Origin of the sequence: Streptomyces sp. NPDC048516 (assembly GCF_043199875.1) — a bacterium.
Taxonomy (GTDB): domain Bacteria; phylum Actinomycetota; class Actinomycetes; order Streptomycetales; family Streptomycetaceae; genus Streptomyces.
In genome coordinates this window covers 1-19,653 of the sequence record NZ_JBICWS010000030.1, presented here as the reverse complement: position 1 = coordinate 19,653, position 19,653 = coordinate 1, and the positions used below count along the sequence as shown (strand labels likewise).

Annotated in this window: 18 protein-coding genes and 4 pseudogenes; 17 read left to right on the top strand and 5 right to left on the bottom strand. The window is 69.4% G+C overall.

Translation table 11 applies throughout. From position 1 onward, the window contains the following. The first annotated feature begins 114 nt into the window (after positions 1-114). The 9 genes and pseudogenes from ACGFR7_RS34745 (at position 115) to ACGFR7_RS34705 (ending at position 7,182) form a co-directional block, all read left to right on the top strand. A complete protein-coding gene (locus ACGFR7_RS34745) occupies positions 115-579 on the top strand; it encodes a CBS domain-containing protein (RefSeq protein WP_393327247.1) in 465 nt (154 codons plus the stop codon). 251 nt (positions 580-830) lie between these two features. Further along, entirely contained in the window at positions 831-1,184 is a 354-nt protein-coding gene (locus ACGFR7_RS34740) for a hypothetical protein (RefSeq protein ID WP_393327244.1), read from the top strand. A 54-nt stretch (positions 1,185-1,238) separates the two neighbouring features. Then, positions 1,239-2,537: an ArsB/NhaD family transporter gene (locus tag ACGFR7_RS34735; RefSeq protein ID WP_393327242.1), complete on the top strand. Its 1,299-nt coding sequence runs from the start codon at positions 1,239-1,241 to the stop codon at positions 2,535-2,537. 189 nt (positions 2,538-2,726) lie between these two features. Continuing rightward, positions 2,727-3,428: an FAD-dependent monooxygenase gene (locus ACGFR7_RS34730; protein ID WP_393327239.1), complete on the top strand. Its 702-nt coding sequence runs from the start codon at positions 2,727-2,729 to the stop codon at positions 3,426-3,428. Beyond that, positions 3,371-3,499, top strand: a pseudogene (locus tag ACGFR7_RS34725) (FAD-dependent monooxygenase); the annotation flags it as partial. The gene ACGFR7_RS34730 and the pseudogene ACGFR7_RS34725, both read left to right, overlap by 58 nt. A gap of 828 nt (positions 3,500-4,327) precedes the next feature. Continuing rightward, positions 4,328-5,608 (top strand): molybdopterin-dependent oxidoreductase, encoded by a 1,281-nt coding sequence (locus tag ACGFR7_RS34720; protein ID WP_393327307.1) that lies wholly within the window; start codon positions 4,328-4,330, stop codon positions 5,606-5,608. After that, entirely contained in the window at positions 5,572-6,123 is a 552-nt protein-coding gene (locus ACGFR7_RS34715; RefSeq protein WP_393327237.1) for a hypothetical protein, read from the top strand. The genes ACGFR7_RS34720 and ACGFR7_RS34715 overlap by 37 nt, the downstream gene beginning before the upstream one ends. A gap of 49 nt (positions 6,124-6,172) precedes the next feature. Then, positions 6,173-6,472, top strand: a complete 300-nt coding sequence (locus ACGFR7_RS34710) for a hypothetical protein (protein WP_393327235.1) — start codon at positions 6,173-6,175, stop codon at positions 6,470-6,472. Next, complete coding sequence (locus ACGFR7_RS34705; protein ID WP_393327232.1) at positions 6,469-7,182, top strand: class I SAM-dependent methyltransferase; 714 nt, start codon at positions 6,469-6,471, stop codon at positions 7,180-7,182. The genes ACGFR7_RS34710 and ACGFR7_RS34705 overlap by 4 nt, the downstream gene beginning before the upstream one ends. A gap of 196 nt (positions 7,183-7,378) precedes the next feature. Here the strand turns inward: ACGFR7_RS34705 and ACGFR7_RS34700 are convergent, their stop codons facing one another. Continuing rightward, positions 7,379-8,884 (bottom strand): SulP family inorganic anion transporter, encoded by a 1,506-nt coding sequence (locus tag ACGFR7_RS34700; protein ID WP_393327229.1) that lies wholly within the window; start codon positions 8,882-8,884, stop codon positions 7,379-7,381. Between the two features lie 419 nt (positions 8,885-9,303). Between ACGFR7_RS34700 and ACGFR7_RS34695 the strand changes: the two genes are divergently transcribed. Continuing rightward, positions 9,304-9,714, top strand: a complete 411-nt coding sequence (locus ACGFR7_RS34695; protein ID WP_393327226.1) for a MerR family transcriptional regulator — start codon at positions 9,304-9,306, stop codon at positions 9,712-9,714. A 235-nt stretch (positions 9,715-9,949) separates the two neighbouring features. Here ACGFR7_RS34695 and ACGFR7_RS34690 read toward each other — a convergent pair whose 3' ends face one another. Beyond that, positions 9,950-11,644, bottom strand: coding sequence for a chloride channel protein (locus tag ACGFR7_RS34690; RefSeq protein WP_393327304.1), 1,695 nt, complete (start codon positions 11,642-11,644; stop codon positions 9,950-9,952). 263 nt (positions 11,645-11,907) lie between these two features. Next, complete coding sequence (locus ACGFR7_RS34685; protein WP_393327223.1) at positions 11,908-12,420, bottom strand: nitroreductase family deazaflavin-dependent oxidoreductase; 513 nt, start codon at positions 12,418-12,420, stop codon at positions 11,908-11,910. A gap of 420 nt (positions 12,421-12,840) precedes the next feature. Here ACGFR7_RS34685 and ACGFR7_RS34680 point away from each other — a divergent pair, with 420 nt between their 5' ends. From ACGFR7_RS34680 to ACGFR7_RS34650, 7 genes and pseudogenes are all read left to right on the top strand, one after another. Continuing rightward, positions 12,841-13,365 (top strand): MarR family winged helix-turn-helix transcriptional regulator, encoded by a 525-nt coding sequence (locus tag ACGFR7_RS34680; protein ID WP_393327220.1) that lies wholly within the window; start codon positions 12,841-12,843, stop codon positions 13,363-13,365. Between the two features lie 1,006 nt (positions 13,366-14,371). Beyond that, positions 14,372-14,605, top strand: a complete 234-nt coding sequence (locus ACGFR7_RS34675; protein WP_393327218.1) for a hypothetical protein — start codon at positions 14,372-14,374, stop codon at positions 14,603-14,605. A gap of 15 nt (positions 14,606-14,620) precedes the next feature. Further along, positions 14,621-14,917 (top strand): annotated as a pseudogene (locus tag ACGFR7_RS34670) (ABATE domain-containing protein); the annotation flags it as partial. Positions 14,918-14,932: 15 nt separating this feature from the next. Then, positions 14,933-15,054 (top strand): annotated as a pseudogene (locus ACGFR7_RS34665) (Lrp/AsnC family transcriptional regulator); the annotation flags it as partial. Next, positions 15,042-15,585 (top strand): annotated as a pseudogene (locus ACGFR7_RS34660) (ABC transporter permease); the annotation flags it as partial. The pseudogenes ACGFR7_RS34665 and ACGFR7_RS34660, both read left to right, overlap by 13 nt. Next, a complete protein-coding gene (locus ACGFR7_RS34655; RefSeq protein ID WP_393327215.1) occupies positions 15,578-15,715 on the top strand; it encodes a hypothetical protein in 138 nt (45 codons plus the stop codon). The pseudogene ACGFR7_RS34660 and the gene ACGFR7_RS34655, both read left to right, overlap by 8 nt. After that, the gene (locus ACGFR7_RS34650; RefSeq protein ID WP_393327212.1) at positions 15,715-16,698 is read left to right on the top strand and encodes a glycine betaine ABC transporter substrate-binding protein; all 984 of its coding nucleotides are present in this window, start codon (positions 15,715-15,717) and stop codon (positions 16,696-16,698) included. The genes ACGFR7_RS34655 and ACGFR7_RS34650 overlap by 1 nt, the downstream gene beginning before the upstream one ends. A 106-nt stretch (positions 16,699-16,804) precedes the next feature. Here ACGFR7_RS34650 and ACGFR7_RS34645 read toward each other — a convergent pair whose 3' ends face one another. Together ACGFR7_RS34645 and ACGFR7_RS34640 are read right to left on the bottom strand one after the other, a co-directional pair. Then, entirely contained in the window at positions 16,805-17,671 is an 867-nt protein-coding gene (locus ACGFR7_RS34645) for a GNAT family N-acetyltransferase (RefSeq protein WP_393327209.1), read from the bottom strand. A gap of 542 nt (positions 17,672-18,213) precedes the next feature. Then, positions 18,214-18,999, bottom strand: a complete 786-nt coding sequence (locus ACGFR7_RS34640) for an alpha/beta fold hydrolase (RefSeq protein ID WP_393327206.1) — start codon at positions 18,997-18,999, stop codon at positions 18,214-18,216. Between the last annotated feature and the right edge of the window lie 654 nt (positions 19,000-19,653).

Below are 19,653 nucleotides of genomic sequence, written 5' to 3'. Positions count from 1 at the left end.
CGCTCGCGGGGTGCGTCAAGATGCCGTATACATCGTCGCGCGCCCGCTGGTCGCCGTGCCGCATCCGCGTGACGCTGGCCCTGGGCAGTCCGAGAGCCGAGACAGGAGCCGATCGTGCGCGCACGTGATCTGGCAGAGGAATACGAGACAGTCAGCCTCGACAGCGAAGCCCTGGACGCGGCACGGCTGATGGCTCAGCACCGGCTGCCGGGCCTGCTGGTGCTGGACGAGCAGGGCGCACCGGCGGCTATCCTGCCCGCCTCCCAGATGATCAAGGCGCTGGTGCCCGCGTATGTCGTGGAGGACCCGACGCTGGCGGCGGTCGTCGACGAACGCCATGCCGACCGGCTCTGTCAGGCGCTGTCCGGCCGCACGGTGCGGGAATGCCTGTCGAAGGCGGCTCCCGCGCCGCCGGTCGCGGCGCCCGACGACACGGCACTGGAGGTCGCGGCACTGATGGCGCGGGTACGCAGTCCGCTGGTGGCGGTCGCGGACAAGGACAAGGCCGGTTCCCCGCGGCTGCTCGGCGTGATCACCGCCTCCCATCTGCTGGAACGGCTACTCCTCGCCACGTCCTGACGAGGGAGGCCGCCTACGCCGAGCCGGACCGGGACCAGCCGGCCCGGGCCGGACGGCGTGCGAAGCCCGGCTCGCAGACAGTGCCCAGGCATCAACGTCTGTTTTGCCGGAGCCCGGCAACATCTCCGGTCGGCTGACTGCCCGTTAGTGGTCTGTCAAAGACCCATCAAAAATATGTAAACTTCCGGACGGTGTGCCGGGAAGCCTGGTCGGCGAGCAGGGGATCACTCTCTTTTCGATCGGGGTTCGTCATGGTGCCCGTAGTGGTGTTCGGTGCCGCACTGCTGGTGGCGGTGTCGTTGTCCGGGCCGGCGGCCCGGACCGTGCTTTTCACCTCCTTGCTCCGGTTCGGGCCGAAGGGCTGCGCCTCGGTGGTCTACGGCCTGCTCGTGCTCCAGTCCGGCATCCCGCAGGCGGAGCCGGCATTCACCCTCATCGCGGTGTGCATCGCCTTCTCGATCATCGCCCACAGCTCCACGGACGTGCCGATCGTCCGCGCTCTCCACGTCGAGGAGCCGGCCGGAGTCCCGGCCGTGCACGACGATGTGGCTCCTCGACCGCGCTCATCCGCCGCTCAGGAGGACCACGCCGGTGCGCCCTGCTGAAGACACGTCGCCGGCCGGCGAGCGCCCCCTGCCGAAACCTTCCATCGGAGGATCGTGAACAACTGGCACAGCTGGGCCGCGATCGTCGTGTTCGTCGGCGCGTACGCCCTGATCATCAGCGAGAAGATCCACCGCGTTGCCGTGGCCCTCGGCGGCGCGGGACTGATGCTGGCGATCGGGGCGACCGACGACGTCTCGGCGTTCTACTCCGCGGAGTCCGGCATCGACTGGAACGTCATCTTCCTGCTCATGGGCATGATGATGATCGTCGGTGTCCTGAAGAAGACCGGCCTGTTCGAATACCTGGCGATCTGGTCGGTCAAACGCGCCCGCGCCAGACCCTTCCGGGTGATGGCCATGCTCATCGTCATCACCGCGCTGGCCTCGGCCCTCCTCGACAACGTGACCACGGTCCTGCTGATCGCGCCCGTCACCCTGCTCGTCTGCGAACGTCTCGCGCTGCCTGCCGCGCCCTTCCTCATCGCCGAGGTCCTCGCCTCCAACATCGGCGGCACCGCCACCCTCGTCGGCGACCCGCCCAACATCATCATCGCCAGCCGGGCCGGCCTCACCTTCAACGACTTCCTGGTCCACCTCGCGCCGCTCTCCGCAGTCCTGATCGTCGTACTCCTCGCACTGTGCCGGGTGATGTTCCGCAAGACCTTCGTCTACGACGAGGAGCGTGCCGTCGAGATCATGGCGCTGGAGGAGCGCGAGGCCATCAAGAACCCGCGCCTGCTGATCCAGGGCCTCGTCGTGCTCGCCCTGGTGGTGGCCGGCTTCGTCCTCCACCCGGTCCTGCACTACGCCCCCAGCATCGTCGCCCTGCTCGGCGCCGGCCTTCTCGTCGCCATCTCCTCGGCGGAGACCAGCGAGGTACTGGCCGAAGTGGAGTGGCCCACGCTCGCCTTCTTCGCCGGCCTCTTCATCATGATCGGCGGGCTGATCGACACCGGCGTCATCAGCGAGGTCTCCAAGGCACTCGCCCACGTGATCGGCTCCAACGAACTCGCCGGCTCCATGACGCTGCTGAGCGCCTCTGCGGTCCTCTCCGGCGTCATCGACAACATTCCCTACGTGGCCACCATGGCCCCCATCACCAGCGACCTTGTCCACAACATGGGCGGCGGCAGCGACCACGTCATGTGGTGGGCCCTCGCGCTCGGCGCGGACCTCGGCGGCAACGCCACCGCCATCGGCGCGTCCGCCAACGTCGTCGTCCTCGGCATCGCCGAACGCAACCGCCAGCCCATCTCCTTCTGGCAGTTCACCAAATACGGCCTGATCGTGACCGCGGCGACGGTGGCACTGTCCCTCGGCTATGTGTGGCTGCGCTACTTCGCCTTCGGCTGAGTCGGCTTGGCCTGTGCGTGGGACGGAGCGGGTCGGGGCCGGTGGCGATCACGGTCGTGGTGTCGGGCTGCCCCAAGGCCGGCTTTACGAGTCTGCCGGACGCCGCCGGCGCACGGAGCGGGAGAGACGGTCGAGCTGCGTGACCTTCTGGACCGCCTCGGGGCACTGGGCGATCTGCCGCAGCGGTCGGTGCCCATCAGGCAGGTGATCACCCACGTCGATGGCAAGCCCATGGCCCGGCTCAAGATCGGCCGGCGCACCAAGCTGGTGACCCGCCCCGGCCTGCTCATGTCCCAGGCCGAGGTGGAAGCCCGACTCCGACACCGGCTCGCCGGCCTGGGGCACGAGGTGGAGTGGGGACGGGAAGTGCTCACCGCCGACCAGGACGCCGACGGCGTGACCGTCCGGCTCGCCGGCGGGCAGATGCGGGCCGATTGGCTGGTGGGATGCGATGGTGCCCACAGCCAGGTGCGTAAAGCGGCGGGCATCGAGTTCCCCGGCGTGGCCGTCATCGAACGCTTTCTGCTCGCGGACGTGCGGGCGGTGCTGCCCTTGCCCCGCGATGCGGTGTCGGTGTGGCTGCGCGCGGACCAGATGGTCGGAGCCTTCCCCCTGCCCGGCACGGACCTGTGGCGGATCATGGCCCCGGCCCCCGCCGGCACCAGCGAAGACCTCGATGCCGACGAAGTGCTGGCCGTACGCACCGAGGCGCTGCGTGATGAGGCAGGGCTGTCCGGCACGGTAGTGCGAGAGGCGGTGTGGACCTCCGCCTTCCGCATCCACCGTCGTCTGGCATCCACAGTCGTCTGGCATCCGCCTACCGGCACGGGCGGATCCTGCTGGCCGGGGACGCCGCTCACATCCACAGCCCGTTCGGCGGGCAAGGCATGAACACCGGTCTGGGAGACGCCGAAAACCTGGCCTGGAAGCTCGCTCTCGTGGCCACCGGCCGCGCCCAGACACCGCTGCTGGACAGCTACCAGGCCGAGCGCCGGCCGATCGCCCAAGAGGTGCTGGACTCCACCAGCGGCATGCTCCGGATAATCGTCGGCCGGACCCCGCTCACCCGGGCGGTGTGCGATCACCTCTTCGTCCCGCTGATGAACAGGCCGTTCATCCAGCGGCTGATCTGGGAGGAGTCGTCCCCGCTGAAGGTCAACTACCGCCGCGGTCCGCTGGCCGGTCGGTCCCTGGCAGCCTTGCCCGGCCGCGGCCCGTACGCCGGGGACCGGGTTCCCGATCTGGCCTGCACCAGGCGTTTCTCGCCCTGCGGGCCCACGGCCCGGCAGCGCGGCGGGCTTGCTCGTGACGTCGGCGATGGAGCGGATGCCGCCGAGCGGCACGATGCCCACAACCGCGGCGATAAGGGTGCCGAAGAACAGGGCACCCGCGGAGGAGCCCGGCCGAGGGGTCCGGTAGGGGGACGAGCCCCACTGATCACACTCGTGCGCCTCTGCGTGCGAGGAGCCCGTCGTGGACCGGGGTGAGGTCGGGTGGGGGCCAAAAGAGGTCCGTAATGTGCGGCAAAGGATGAATTGCGCGTCGAGCTGCATACGGTGAGTCCTGAGCGGCGATCTTGCCGCACCGGCCACCGTGAGGGGATCGATGTGGAGGGTAGTGACCGTGATGGCGAGCCTCGTCGCGCCGGGCCGCAAGGACAGCCCGACAAGGCGGCCGAAAGCGGCCCGCCACCCCGAGGGGGCTCCGCACATCGACCGGCCGCCGGTGCCTCCCCACTGACCAAAAAGGCAGCCAGGCCCCATCCCGGTCGTCGCCGGTCCCTCGCCGCACTGCTCAACAGCCCGCCGCCGGGCCCCACGCGGCCGGGATTTTGGCGCAGTCCGCTGCGGGGACCGTGGCTGACGTCGGTCTTCGGGCTGATGCTCCTGGTCGGCATCACCGTGCTGTTCGTGACCGGACTGCTGTCCTACGCCGCGTACAACCCGAATCTGGCACCGGGCAACGACCAGACACCGGGGAAGGGCTGGCTCGGCTTCTATCTGTTCTCCTGGCCGACCAGCCCGTACTGGCTCTACCGCCTCACCCAGGGAATCCATGTGACGCTGGGCGTGGTGCTGATCCCGATCCTGCTGGCGAAGCTCTGGTCGGTCGTCCCCAAGCTGTTCACCTGGCCGCCGGTGCGTTCACTGAGTCATGCGCTGGATCGGCTCTCGCTGCTGCTGCTCGTGGGCGGGGTGCTGTTCGAATTCGTCACCGGCGTGCTCAACATCCAGCTCCATTACATCTTCCCCGGGTCCTTCTACACCCTGCACTTCTACGGCGCCTGGGTCTTCATCGGCGCCTTCGTCGTTCATGTCGCCTTCCGGATTCCCGCCATGGCAAGGGCGCTGCGCAGCCGTCGCTTCCGCAGCGTCCTGAGTACCCCCGCCGCACGCACGACACCCGAAGCGGCGGATGACACCGGCCTGGTGACCCCCCACCCCGCGCCGCCCACGATGTCGCGGCGAGGCGCGCTCGGCCTCGTCGGCGCCGGCGCGCTGGCACTGCTCGTCGTGACGGCCGGTCAGAGCATCGGCGGGGCCCTGCGCAAGACCGCGTTGCTGGCGCCGCACGGGCAGGAGCCGGGGACGGGCCCCAATGGCTTCCAGATCAACAAGACCGCGGCGGGGGTAGGTATCCGTGCCCGTGACATCGGGCCCGACTGGCGTCTGGTCGTGCGCGGCCCGGGCCGGGAGCGGATCTTCACCCGTGCACAGGTGCTGGCGTTGCCGCAGCACACGGCGGTCCTGCCGATCGCCTGCGTGGAGGGCTGGTCCACCGACGACCAGCACTGGAGCGGGGTACGGCTGGCCGACCTGGCAGCTCTGGTCGGACTGCGGCAGAGCCCTCCCGGCGTCTTCGTCGAGTCTGCCCAGCGGGGTGGATCCTTCAGCTCCACCCACCTGCGGGACAACCAGGTGCGCGATCCCAGGTCACTGCTCGCCCTGCGGGTCAATGGCGCGGACCTCTCTCCGGACCACGGTTATCCGGCGCGGATCATCGTCCCGGCCAACCCCGGTGTGCACAACACCAAATGGGTCACTCGCCTCACCTTCGGAGCAGCACAGTGAAAGGCTTCCGCACACGCTACGGTGCGTCCCCCCTGCACCTCTTGCTGGTGCTGTGCTCATTCGTCCTGGCCGTCTATGCGGGACTTCGATTGCTGAAGGGGGACACGCTCGGCGTCGTCCTCTGGTTCGTGGGCGCCGCGCTCCTGCACGACTTGGTCTTTCTCCCCCTCTACACCGTCACCGACCGAGTGGTGCAACTCGCCTTCCGGCGCAGAAAGGACGCGAAGGACCGCTCCCACTCGCTGACCGGCTGGATCAACTACCTCCGCGTGCCCGCTTTCACGGCCCTTCTGCTGCTCCTCGTCTGGTATCCGCTCATCCTGAACCGGGTCCCGGGCTTCACCTCGTACACCGGCCTGCCGGCCGACGTGTTCTGGGGCCGCTGGCTGCTGATCACGGCTGCCCTCTTCGCGGCCTCCGCAGTGTGTTTGCTGGTCGCGATGTGGCGTGCGCATGCGCCCCGGCCGAGAGCGCACGAAGCCCCTCCGAAGGCGCCCGGCCGGCACCAGGCGTAACGCGAACCCAAGGCAGCGAGTTCCGAGAAAGGGCGACAGGGAAATTCCGATGCTCCGCGCACCCGAACGAACCACACGGACCGTCCTGGCCAGGCAACCCGCCCCGTGCTTCCGGGCCGCCGGCCTGCCCGAAGCGGATCCCAGGCTGCTGCGGGGCGTCCCGATGCCCACGGATACCACCGGCGCCCCCCAGCGCAACCGGCTCCTCAACGCGCGCCTGACCGTGTGGGACCTGCCTCGGCTCCGCGACGTCGGTGCCGACGCCGACACACAAGCCGGCGCGGCGGCAGCACCGCACATCCGCTTTGCGGCCATGCTGCACCGCATCGCGAAGGTACCTGTCCGGTGAGCACCGAAGAGCATGCGCCACAGCCGCCGCTGGGCTCCGGCCCCCGGTACGAGGACCCGTATGCGCACGCATTGCGGGACGGCCGCGGCCCCCTTTACATGCGTCGTATGGACGGTGGAGTGCTGTCGTCAGAGGTGGACCGCTGGTGTGCCGCTCCGGACCCCGCCGACATGAGCGTCCTGCGGCGGTGCAAGGGGGCGGTCCTCGACATCGGCTGTGGACCGGGACGCTTGGTCAGCGCCCTCCGGGCACTCGGCCACCTCGTGCTCGGCATCGACATCAACAGTGCCGCCGTCGCGCGGACCGCCGACACCGGGGGCGCGGCGTTGTGCCGATCCGTCTTCGAGCGACTGCCTGGTGAAGGGTTTTGGAATACGGCGCTGCTCATGGACGGAAACATCGGGATCGGCGGCGACCCGCCTGCCTTGCTGGAGCGGATCGGGAGCCTTGTGTCTCCTGGTGGAGGCCTGTTGCTGGTGGAGGCGGCCGCCCATGACGTCGACGAACGGTTGCATGTGCGGTTCGACGACGGCCGTGGCCGTCTCGGCAGGCCGTTCCCCTGGGCCCATGTCGGTATGGCAGCGCTGCGTCGCACGGCAGCGGCCGCCGGGTGGCAGCCGGGCGAACACTGGTCGGTCGGCGACCGCCACTTCCTCGAACTGAAGCGGTGTGCCAAGTCTCGCCCGGCACACACTCGGCGGCAAGGCTGACGCAGGCCGCAGCAGCGCCGCGTTGCGGTCTTGCCGCGAAGGTCAGCAAGATCGGTTCGGCCTCTGCCTTGCTGAGTGCGCCAGGCAGCCGGGGGAGTGCGGGAACTCCGACGAGCGGTGAACCGGTTCGTCGGAAGCACGTCGGCCGCCCGGAAAGCCAGTGCCTTCTGGGCGGCCGTTGGGCCGGGGAAAAGGGTCAGTGGCTCCCGGTGAGTTCGCCGCTGAGCTTCTCGTGGATCCGGGCGCTCGGCTTGTTGAGGCCGGTGATCTCGACGGTTTTGCCGCGCTGCGCGTACTTGGTCTCGATCGCGTCGAGGGCTGCGACGGAGGAGGCGTCCCAGATGTGTGCGGCGCTCAGGTCGATGACGACCTTGTCGGGGTCGGTGGCGTAATTGAATTGAGTGACCAGGTCGTTGGAGGAGGCGAAGAAGAGTTCGCCGGTGACGGCGTAGACGACCTGGCCGCCGTCAGGGTCGGTGACGGCGGTGACGTTCGCCAGGTGGGCCACGCGCTTGGCGAAGATGACCATCGCGGTGAGGGAGCCCGTGACAACGCCGATGGCGAGGTTGTGGGTGGCCACCACGCAGGCGACGGTCACGAGCATGACGGTGATCTCCCCGACGGGCATCCGCTTCAGGGTCTTCGGGGCGATGGAGTGCCAGTCGAAAGTGCCGACCGACACCATGACCATGACGGCGACGAGGGCCGCCATGGGGATGTCGGAGACGATGGGGCCGAAGACGATGCACAGCACCATCAGGAAGGCGCCGGCCAGGAAGGTGGACAGGCGGGTCCGGGCGCCGGACACCCGCACGTTGATCATGGTCTGGCCGATCATCGCGCAGCCGCCCATGCCGCCGAAGAAGCCGGTGACGATGTTGGCGATGCCCTGGCCGATGGACTCGCGGGTCTTGGAGGAGCGGGTGTCGGTGATGTCGTCGACCAGCTTGGCCGTCATCAGCGACTCCATCAGGCCGACCAGCGCCATGGCGAGCGCGTACGGAGCGACGGTCTTCAACGTGTCCAGGGTGAACGGCACGTCCGGCAGGCCCGGTACCGGCAGCGAGGAGGGCAGTTCGCCCTTGTCGCCCACGGTCGGCACCGCGATGCCCGCGGCGACCGTGATGACGGTGAGGATCACGATGGACACCAGCGGCGCGGGCACCACCTTGGTGACCTTGGGGAAGAACACCATCAGCGCCAGGCCGGCAGCGATCAGCGGATAGACGGCCCACGGCACGCCCGTCATCTCCGGCACCTGTGCCATGAAGATCAGGATCGCCAGGGAGTTGACGAAGCCGACCATCACACTGCGCGGCACGAACCGCATCAGCTTCGCGACACCCAGCGCGCCCAGCACGATCTGGAAGACGCCGGCGAGGATGACGGCCGCGACCAGATAGCCGAAGCCGTGCTCGCGGTTGAGCGGCGCGATGACCAGGGCCACGGCGCCGGTCGCCGCGGAGATCATGGCTGGGCGGCCGCCGACGATCGCGATGGTCACGGCCATGGTGACGGACGCGAACAGGCCGATCGCCGGATCGACACCGGCGACGATCGAGAACGAGATCGCCTCGGGGATCAACGCGAGAGCCACCACGAGACCAGCCAGGACCTCGGTGCGGAAGACCTTAGGGGACAGCCAGGAAGGGCGAAAGCCGCGCAGCCGCTCGGCCGCCGGAGGCAGTGCAGACGTGGACAAGATGGAGATGGTCCTGTCGTGCTCGGGCACACCTGACGTCACGACAGGCGTGCGGGGAGACGCGGAAGGCCGGGACGGCACTCCGCAAAGTCCGCGAGCGGCGGACTTGATGTCACAAGGCAGCAGCGAGTGCGGGCGGGAGGAGCCCGGGCACAGCTTGGCGGCGAAGGGTCACGGCGGGCAGACGGCGGCGCTGGGCGTCATGGGGGTGCGCACGCTCTCTCCTGCAGGCATCGGGCTTCGCCGGGGGCGTCGTCGGCCCCGACACGGCTGGGAAGTGCGGGATGGTGTCCCGCACCGTGGAGTGGCGACGGCGCAACGCCACCCCACCCCTCATATCCGATGACCCTACCCTAACGTTACGGTAGAGATTGCTACGGGCCGCCTGGCCTGCGGCGGAACCCGAGGAAGGCGCCCGCGTGAGCAGCGAGCACATGCAGATCGGCGAGGTCGCCGCGCGTACCGGACTGTCGCTGCGCACCATCCGGCACTACGAGGAGACCGGTCTCGTCATTCCGTCGGCCCGTTCCCAGGGCGGATTCCGCCTGTACGCCGAGGCCGATGTCGCCCGGTTGATGGTGATCCGGCGCATGAAGCCGCTGGGCTTCACTCTCGACCAGATGCGCGACCTGCTGGCGGCCACGGACCGTCTCGACGCCCCCGCCGGGCTCGTTGACGGCGAGCGCGAGGCGCTCCTGGGCCGTGTGCGGGAGTACCAGCAGGCGGCAGCTCGGCGCGTCGAGGAACTGCGGGTGCAGTTGTCCCGCGCCGAGGACTTCGCTGCCACTTTGCACGCCCGTCTGGACCGGGCCGCGCCCGCCCGGGCCTGACGCAGCCGGTCGATGCGGTCCGCGCCGGACCTGGTGGTGCAGGGGCGGCATCCCTGCTGGCCGGCGGAACGTCCGGTCTGATGCTCTCGGGGACCGCCTGGTCCGGGAAGTCTCCAGCACCACCGTCACCCAGCGAGGGTGTCCAGCGCCGGGCGAGCGCGGGGCCGGCGATACCGGCTCCGTAGCTGACTCTGCGGGGTGCGGGGCGGGCGGGGGCGTGGGCCGTCAGTTCCCGTCAGGTGGAGAGGGGGGTGTGGAGCGCACGCAGGGCGCTCTGGTGGGTGAGCCAGCCGACCAGCCGGTCCTTTCCGGGGCCGAGGACGGGCAGGCCGGTCCCGGGCGCGGCGACGAGGGCGTGCAGGGCCGTGGAAAGCGGCATGTCGGTGGTGAGGGGAGTGGTCGGTTCGGCGAGGTCGGCCGCGAGGGCCGGCGGTTCACAGTCGCCGCCGGGGCGTTCGGCGAGCACTTCGGCCACGGATCGGGCGGTGAGCGTGCCCAGGTAGCGCCCTTCGGTGTCCAGAACCGGCAGCGCTCCATGATCGGATCGGACCAACAGGTCCCCCGCTTCCGCGAGTTCGGTGGCAGACGGCAGGGGAGCGGGAAGCGGCTCCATGACTTCCTCCACGGTCTGCGAGCCGATCGCGGCTCCGGGCGCGGGTGCGTTCAGGTCGATGCCCCGGCGGCGCAGCTTGAGGGTGTAGACGGTGTCGTGGGAGAGCAGTCGGCTGGTGAGGGTGGCCAGGACGATGGCGAGCATCAGCGGCAGGATGATCGAGTACTGGCCGGTGAGCTCGAAGAGGATGACGACGGCGGTGATGGGCGCGCGGGAGGCGCCGGCGAAGACCGCACCCATGCCGACCAGGGCGTAGGCGCCGACCGCTCCTGCGGTCGACGGCAGCAGCTGATGGGTGGTGGCGCCGTACGCGGCGCCGAGCATGGCGCCGATGAAGAGGCTGGGGGCGAAGACGCCGCCGGAACCGCCGATGCCGATGGTCAGGCTGGTGGCGAGGACCTTGCCGACGAGCAGGAGCAGCAGGAAGCCGGCGAGGTACCCACCGTGGGCCGCCTTCTCCAGTACGGGGTAGCCCACGCCGTACATCTCCGGCAGCACCAGCAGGACCACGCCGAGCAGCAGCCCGCCCACGGCCGGGCGAAGCCATTCGGGGCCGCGCCAGGCCCAGTCACAGGCGTCCTCGATCCAGTACAGGATCCGGGTGAAGCCGACGCCCACGACGCCCGCGAGCACACCGAGCACGGCGAACAGGCCGTACTGGCCGAGGTGTTCGACATGGAACGGCGGTAGCGTGAGGAAGGCGGTGTCGCCGAAGGCGGCCCGGCCGATGACGCTCGCGGTGACGCTGGCCAGCACGGTGGCACCGAACGCCTCGATGCTGAAGGCGCCCAGTATCAGCTCCATCGAGAAGAAGACGCCGGCGAGAGGGGCGTTGAAGGTGGCCGCTATGCCGCCGGCCGCGCCGCAGGCGACCAGCAGCCGCATCCGGTCTTCGGACACCTTGACCACCCGGCCCAGGGTGGAGCCGAGGGCGGAGCCTATCTGGACGATGGGGCCCTCACGGCCGACCGAGCCGCCCGAGCCGATGCACAGCGCCGAGGCGAGCGCCTTGACGACGGAGACCTGGGGGTTGATCCGGCCGCCGCGCTGGGCGACCGCCAGCATCACCTCCGGCACCCCGTGGCCGCGCGCCTCCTTGGCGAATCTGTCGACCAACGGCCCGTACAGCAGGCCTCCGACCACAGGCGCCAGCACGACGAAGAACCGCCCCCACCACGGAACGAGCGGATTCGCCTCCGGGCCGGCGCCCGCGTAGTCGGCGTGACCGGAGAAGAGGCGGGTGAAGGTCACGATCAGCCAGCGGAAGACGATCGAACCGAGACCGGCGCCCGCGCCGACCGTCACCGCGAGAGCCAGAAGTCCCCATGGAGCGTTGCGCACGCGCGCCGCGGGCGAGGGGAGGCGGGTTTCCACGGTGGTTCCCCGGGTGCTGGTGCTGGTGCTGACGGCGTCGGTGGTGCCTGTCCCGCTCATCTTGTCCTCTCGTCCTCACTGGGTGCCAATTTGCATTATGCAAAAGTTGTCAAGTGGCACTTTTGGTGGGGTGGAGGTAGGCATGTCGGGAAGGGAGTGCGGGATGCGAGTACGGGGCGCACGCCCGTCCCGGGGGCCGGGCCGGTTCATGCGAGCTCATGTCCGGGCGTCGCCTCGAGCCGGACGAACGGGATGCGCCGTCCCGCCTGGCGGTACGCCGCTTCGCTGCCGTCCACCTCGAACCCCATGAAGGAACACAGTCGGCGGGCCAGCCGCGGGTGCTCCGGGGCGTAGCGGGCCATGATGGCGCCGCCGTCCTCGGGAGGGAGGAAGTGGGCTGTGGCGGTGTAGCGCCGGTTGCCGCTCTGGATCGTCGTCCGGGGGGAGTGGCGCAGATTCTGGTACCAGGCTGCGGCCGGGCCGAAGCCGGAGGCGATGGTCCAGCTGAGCCTGTCGCCGTCCTGCTCGTGGGCTACCACCTCCAGGACCACCTGGCGACGGAGTCCGGTGAGGCGGCCGGTGTGATGCAAGAGCAGCATCCTCTTGCCGAGGAGAGGCCCGAGGCCTGCCCGGTAGAGGCGGATGGGCAGGCGGGCCACGAAGCGTCGCCATCCGGTGGGCAGCGGCGGGCGTTCGTGGGCCGAGAAGTGATGCGTCATGGTGTTCCTTCCGAGCGGCAGTCGCGGCCCGTGCGTGGAGTGGGCGAGGCGCTGGGATGGATTTTCGTCAGTGCAACAGTTGCATAGTCTAAAATAGACTCCCCGGGTGCAAGGCGTGCGGGGCTCCGGAGTGTCGTCACGCCGACGGCCGGACGCGCCGAGCCCTCAGGACCAGGCCCTTCACGCCTGCGGACGGCGGGCCTGGCCAGGGGAAGTGAGCCCTCGCGGAGCAGGCGGAACGGCCGGGCGAAGGCATCCTGCGGGCCAGGCCGTGGGCCGGACGGCACGGAACGGGCGCTCGCCCGTCGGCACGCCGGGAATGCCCTGGACCGGGTGGCGGAAGGAATCGCACTCGATGGTCGTATGCACTGTGGGTGTCCCGATGGGGCCACCGTCGCTGCCGGACGGTAGAAATGGGGGATGGTCGACAGCGGAGCCCCCACGAGGGGTGTGGATGATGTGGATGCGGTGACCCGAGCGGTGCTCACGGCGTCAAGACTGCTGGTCGCGGTGTCCGCACGGTCACTCGGAGAGGTCGAGGAGCGGGTGACGCTCCCTCAGTTCCGGATGCTGGTGGTGCTCTCCACGCGAGGGGCCACCAAGCTGGTCTCGCTCGCCGAACTGCTCCAGGTCGCTCCCTCGACCGCCATGCGCATGGTGGACCGGCTCATCGCGGCCGGTTTGGCGGACCGTCAGGCCAACCCGGACAACCGGCGCGAGACCCTGCTCCGGCTCACCGACGAGGGTCGGCGTACGGTCGAGGACGTCACCGCCCGCCGTCGCGCGGAGATCAGCGCCATCGTCGAACGTCTTGCTCCCGAGCAGCGCTCCGCGCTCATCGGAGCGCTCACCGCATTCAACGACGCGGGTGGTGAGCCGCCTGTGGACGCTCCGGAACTGCATCCCCTGGGGTGGGCCGACGCTCTTCCGGATCGCCGTACGTGAGCCGGTTCGCTTTCGCCGCGCGCGTGTCAGCCGCGCTGCGGTGGGCGGTGGCGGAGTGGGTGCCGCGCGGCAACGGGGCAGGTCCCGCGCGCCGAGGCCCCACGGGTGCTCACCGTCGCCGGAACTGGGGGCCGTAGGTGCCCGGGTGATCGGGAAGGGCGATCTCCATCAGTTCCACGGCGGGGTGCTCCAGCCCGCGCATGGCGTGGACGGCCAGCTGCAGAGTGTGGTGGTCGCCAGGAGACGTGCCACGGACCCGCGGCCGGCCTCGGCCTGAGGCCGCCGCACCGGCAATCCGTCCGCCGCCGTCTGGGCCTCCCCCTCAGCTGCAACCGCTGTTCCGCTCACCGCGGCCGGCGCTCCGGCCGCCAAGGCAGCCGACGCCAGAAAACTCCTGCGATTGATAGGGGGGACCGCCGGTCCGTCCGGGTCTTCGCTGGTGCCACTCACCATTGCCTCCCGTCATACTGCTCACGGTGCCTCGGGCCGAAGCGCCGTGAGCCGTTGAAGGCTCGCGAAGCTAGCAGCGATCACGGTCGCTCCCAGGATGCACAGGCCCCGCTGCACGCTCCCTCCACCCTGTTGGACCAGCCAGGGCCGACCAACACGTCGAGCTGGGAACCGGCGCTTGTTGCCCCGGCACCGTCCAGGACGCCGGCCAAATCCGGATGGGGTGCCACGCGTCCGGCCGACCAGACGAATCTGCGCCCGGCAGCGGGCGCGTTCGAGACGGTGCGTGGTTCCCGGACTCACGGCTACGCCGCGGGGCGTGCGACACCGAAGGCCCCGCTCCGCTCATGGAGTCCCTTCCGAAGAGGCCGCCGGGACACCGCCGTCGGTGCAGGTAGATCGGTGGAATGCGTGGTGAACAAGGGGGTGTCGTGTTGCCGGGCCGATTGCGTTCACGGAGAATCACCGGATTGATCCCAACAGCGAGGCGGTCGTCTTGTCCGATCCTGAGGACCTTGCGGGGTGCCCTGAATTCTCCGGCCCGACCGATTCCGACATGGCCAGAGACCAAGCGGTCAATGTGGTGCGGGCGGTGATGGCCTGGTACGCCGGGCAGGTCACGAAGGAACGCAGGGCCCCGATGCCCAACCCGGCCCGCGTCGAGGAGTTGACGGCTGCTTGGGAGGCCGCCCGGGCGGACCAGAACCGGCTGGCTGAGGCGGACCCCGAGGAAATGGCGCGGGTCGCCGCTCACTATGCGGGCCGGTACAGGGAACTGCGCGAGCCGTAGCCTCCCGTCATCCAGGTGGGAACCGGCAGGTGCACGCCGGTCCCCGGTTCGGATGGTCTGCGCAACGTGCCCCTCCGGGAACTCTTCGGCCCCGCAGGGCGGATGGCCCGGTCGGCGTCGGACGCCGACTACGCCCGGTTCCGGTCGGTACGGGCCCGGCTGCGGGCCGTCTTCACCGCCGCCGACGGGAGCGACCACACCGGCGCCGTGGACCTCCTCAACTCCCTCCTCCTGGAGTTCCCCGCCGGCCCCCAGCTCTCCGGTCGCGAATACCTCGATGACAAGGGCCGGTCGCCCTGGCCAAGCACTCCTCGCCGCCGGCGGGGTGGTGACATGCCATGCCGTTTGGTGGCACGCTCGAATGCCGACTTGCAGCGCGTGATCGACCGGGGATGGTGGGATTCGATGGCATCGTGCGGGCCTCGACGGCGACCATGTTGGAGAGTTGATCGGCGTCCTGACCTACCGCATCGAGTGGGTGGGAAACCTCGCGATCACCATGACCGCCAGCATCCTCACCGTCCTCTCCCTGGCTCTTCTCGGCCTGCTCGTCCCGGTCGTCGGCCTCGGCGTCGCGCCGGCCGTCATCGCGCTGACGCTGTACGGACTGCTGCCGGTGGTCCGTAGCGCGGTCGTCGGGCCGGGCGGAGTCGACCCGGCTCTCGTCGAGGCCGCCAAGGGCCAGGAATGTCACGTTCGCCCAGCTGCTCAGGGCCGAACTGCCCCTCGCCCGGCCGCCCATCCTCACCGGTGTCCGGGTGCCGACCCAGATGCTGACGGGCATCGCGGCGATCGCGGCCTTTGCCTCAGGGCCCGGGCTCGGCAACCAGATCTTCCGCAAGATCTCCAGTCAGAGCAGTGCGAACACGCTCAACGAAGTACTGTCGGGGACGCTCGAAATCGTCGTCCCAGCCCTGCCGTTCGACGCCGGGTACGTGCTGATCGGACGGCTCACCATCTCACGGGGGATCCGTGGCTGACTCTGCCGAAATCGTCGAACCGACTTTCCCGACGCCCGGGGCCGCGGGCCCCGGCGGGTCCGTGATCATGGACTGGCCGGTGACACTGGTCGAGTCGCTGCTACGCCCACGCGGCATGGAGGTGGACTGATGCGCCTGGCCCAGGTACGGACGGCCGTCGTGGGCGCCCTGCTGCTCGCCGCCGCAGGACTGAGCGGCTGCGGACTGACCAGCGGCAGCCCGCTGGCCGACTCGGTGCAGCCCGGCTCCATCGGGAAGGGGCGACCGCTGGACGGTGCCCAACTGACCGTGACCTCAAAGGAGTTCACCGAACAGATCATCCTGGGCCAGATCATGGGGCTGGTCTTCAAAGCGGCCGGCGCGGAAGTCCTGGACCGGACGGGCATCCAGGGCTCGATCGGTGCCCGCGAGGCGGTCAAGTCCGGTGCGGCGGACGGGATGTACGAGTACACCGGCACGGCCTGGATCACCTACCTCGGTCACACCAAGCGGGTCGTCGACCCCTACGAGCAGTGGGGGGCCGTACGCGAGCAGGACCGCCGCAACGGCATCACCTGGCTGCCCGCAGCCCCGCTCAACAACACCTACGCGCTGGTCGCGAACCAGGCGAATGCGCGGAAGTACCGGCTGCGCACACTCTCCGACGTGGCACGTCTGACGAAGAAAGCCCCGGGCGCGGCGACGATCTGTGGCGGAAGCGAGTTCTCGGTGCGCGAGGACGGCCTGCCGGGCGTGGCGAAGGCGTACGGATTCGCCCTCCGGCGCGGGAACTTCAAAAAGATGGACGACGGCGTCGTCTACACCCAGGTCGCCGAGGGCGCGGCCTGCGCCCTCGGCGTGGCGGCCACCACCGACGGCCGCATCCCCGAACTCAAGCTGAAGGTGCTGGAGGACGACCGGCACTTCTTCCCCAACTACAACGCGGCACCCGAGATGAACAGCGCCACAATGAGGAAGTACCCCGCCATCGCCGACCTCCTCGCCCCGATCACCAAGCGGCTGACGGGGGCGGAGGCCCAGCGGCTGAACGCGCGGGTGGACGTGGACGGGGAGGACCCGCACGAGGTGGCGAAGGACTGGCTGGTGCGGGAGGGCTTCATCCGGGAAGGCTGACGGACGGATTCGCACGAGCGTCCGGCGGGCAGGAGGAGCGCGCCCTGCCGCTCGCGTAGACGCTGCCGTCCGGAGGGCCGGGACACCATGATCCGAACGACGCGCCCTAAGCATCCCGGCATTTGTCCCGGACCTCGGGGCGTTGCTGGAAGCCGGCTGACCGGTAGGTAGCGACGGCGCCGGCATTGGAGCTCGGGGTGCAGACGAGCGCGCTCGACGAGCCCAGTTCCCGGAGTGCGGCCGCGGCGGCGACGGTAATCGCCTTGCCGTAGCCATGACCGCGATGTTCCCGATGTACGCCCATCGGTTCGAGCAACCCGGGCCTACCCGGCCCGGCCGACCACACCGTCACCGTCGCCACCGCGTTGCTCCGGTCGTCGTACGCGACCAGACACCGGGCGTCGGCGTACGGCGATCCGGCCGCCATCGCGTGCCAGCGCTCGTCTGTGAACGTCGACCTGTCGAACGATGCCCGCTGTACGGCGCTCCGCACGTGTGCCAGCTCCGGGCCGATCACCTCGATCCGCACGCCGGGGTCCTCCACCGGGTCCGTGAGGTCGCGTTGCAGCGGCGTCCACGGCTGGTCTGTGTTCCAGCCGTCCGCGGACAGCAGCTCGTGGACCAATGCACCCATCGGCGCATCGATGCTCACCTTCCCCTCGGGCAGCACGCCGCGCTCCGGCTCGGTCATGTCTTCAACCAACTGCTGCGCCAACTCCTCGTCCCGCTGAGCGGCTGGCGCGATCGCCAGGCGCAACAGCCCGGGACAGTCCAGCAGCCCGACGGCGAGAACCTGTCCGTCCCTGCTCCACGCCCTGACCGCCGCGGCCGTCGCCTCTGCTCCGAACCGCCAGAACCAGCCCAGATCGCCCGGATGCAGTTGCATCGGCGCCCCGTTGTTCTGCCACTGCCGCAGCACGCGCACAGCCTCGCTCAGCCTGTCGACTCCCGGCTTGCCTAACGTAATCGTCACACCCCGATCACACACCAGGGCACGGACGGTCCGCACCCGGTTTCCGGCCGGCTGGTGTGGTGCGGGGTGGGGGACTCAGGAAGGCGGCTGATGATCGAAGAGACACTGCCTAGCCGGTCCTGCCATCGAGGACGGCCTGTGCACACCCTGCCGAACCGCGGCAGCCGCCGTGGCATCCCACCCCGGACGAACCAGCTGAAGCGTCCGGAGCAGCAGTTGCTCCGGCGTTGACGGCGTATCGTGCGGTCGTGACGCACTACCGAACCGCAGCATTTGCACCCGGCACCTGGCTGAAGAACTCGCCATGACCACTGCATTGTCCTGATGCCCACCTCCGCCTGGGCGGAGAGCACTGGCTGATGGCCTTGGCCGGCGCCAGGGTGGCCGGCTCACCTCCGCCCCGGTGGAGGTGAGCCGTCACAGTACCGGCCATCCCAAGTGCACGCGCCGGAAAGCGCGTTCAGGGTCCTGGCACCCGCCGATGACGGCTGACCGAGCCCCACCCCCGCCATACCTTCAACACCCAGTGGCAGGGCGTTCGGTCATCGGTGGGTGAGAGCGTGGATGTGTGCCGAGATGGCCATCGACTGTTCTGCCGGAGCGTCGTGACCGGCCAGTACTTCGATGAGGCGGCTGTCTTTGATGCCTTGGGCGAGAACGTCGGAGTGGCTGGGGGCGACGAGGATGTCTTCGGCCGCGGCGATGACGAGAGCGGGCGCATTGACATGTGGGAGGTCATCACGGACGTCGACGCTCAGTGCGAGATCGATGTGCCGCCGTGTGCCGGGCGGCAGCCCGGCGACCGTCCTCTCCGCGAGGCGGTCGATGTCCGCATGGTCCAGCTGGGCCAGGGTGGCCGGGCCGCACGACTGCTGCACAAGGTAGCGCCCGAGGAGCCGCGCGTCGGCGTCCAGCAGGTCGCGCCAGGTCTGGAGAGCCAGGCGTAGGCGGGGGTCGGGGCAGGCGAAGCCGGCGATCAGAGCGAGTGCCGCCACACGGTGGGGATAGCGGATGGCGTGGCGCACGGCGATGGCGCTGCCCATCGAGTAGCCCACAACGGTGTAGCGCTCAAGACCGGCGCACTCCGCTGTCAGGGCAATGCTGTCGGCGATGGTGTCCAGCTGCAGGGGGCCGTCGGGAAGCGGACTGGTGCCTGAGCCTGGGTTGTCGACCGCAATGACGCGATGGTGCTCGGCGAGCTGCTCCAGCAGGCTCCCCCAGCTGGTATCGATGCCGCCGGCCACCCCGTGGACCAGGACCACTGGCGGGCCGCTTCCTTGATCGGTGTAGTGGAGATCGGCATGACGTGCGCCCGAGGGAGTGGACACGAGGCTCCTTTGTTCCATGCTGACAGCTGGGATCCTGTCACCACCGTAGGAGCCTTTGACCCCAAGGCCGAGCCAGGGGCGTGAGAGGGGCCGGCTCACAGCTCCGTTACCTGAGCGGGTATCTGCCGGAAGGCCCACGCCACCACCCCGTGCCGTTGTGACTGGTGGTCACGAAGAAGGCCATTCAGCTCCGCCACTGCTGTCAGTTCGCGTGCCGCAGACACCACCTGAGGGCCCGGCATCGCCGGGCCCTCAGAGGCGTGGAAGGGCGGTCATCCGCCGTCGGCGCGCGAAAGACAGGGTCGTGGAACTTGCTGGACAGCTGACGAGAGCCGGATCGCCGAAGACCAGCTCCAATCCGTGGCAATAGGTGAGGTCGTAGCCGGCAGCCAACCGAAACTGGCCGACGTCCCAGGCAACGACTTCCCAGTCCCACCAGGATCGCTCAAGGAGCTGGATCGCAGTGTGCCGGTGCCCAGTGTCCACCTCAGAGCCTCATCCTGTTCGAAATGACCGACAGGCTGCACAGGCATTCAGGGCCCTCGGCTCGACCACTTAGTCTAGATGAATGAGTCCGATGTTCTCAGTGGTCGAAGGCGATCAGGGATCGTTTGATCTTGGCGCCGGTGGTCCAGTTGTGCCAGATGCCGGCGG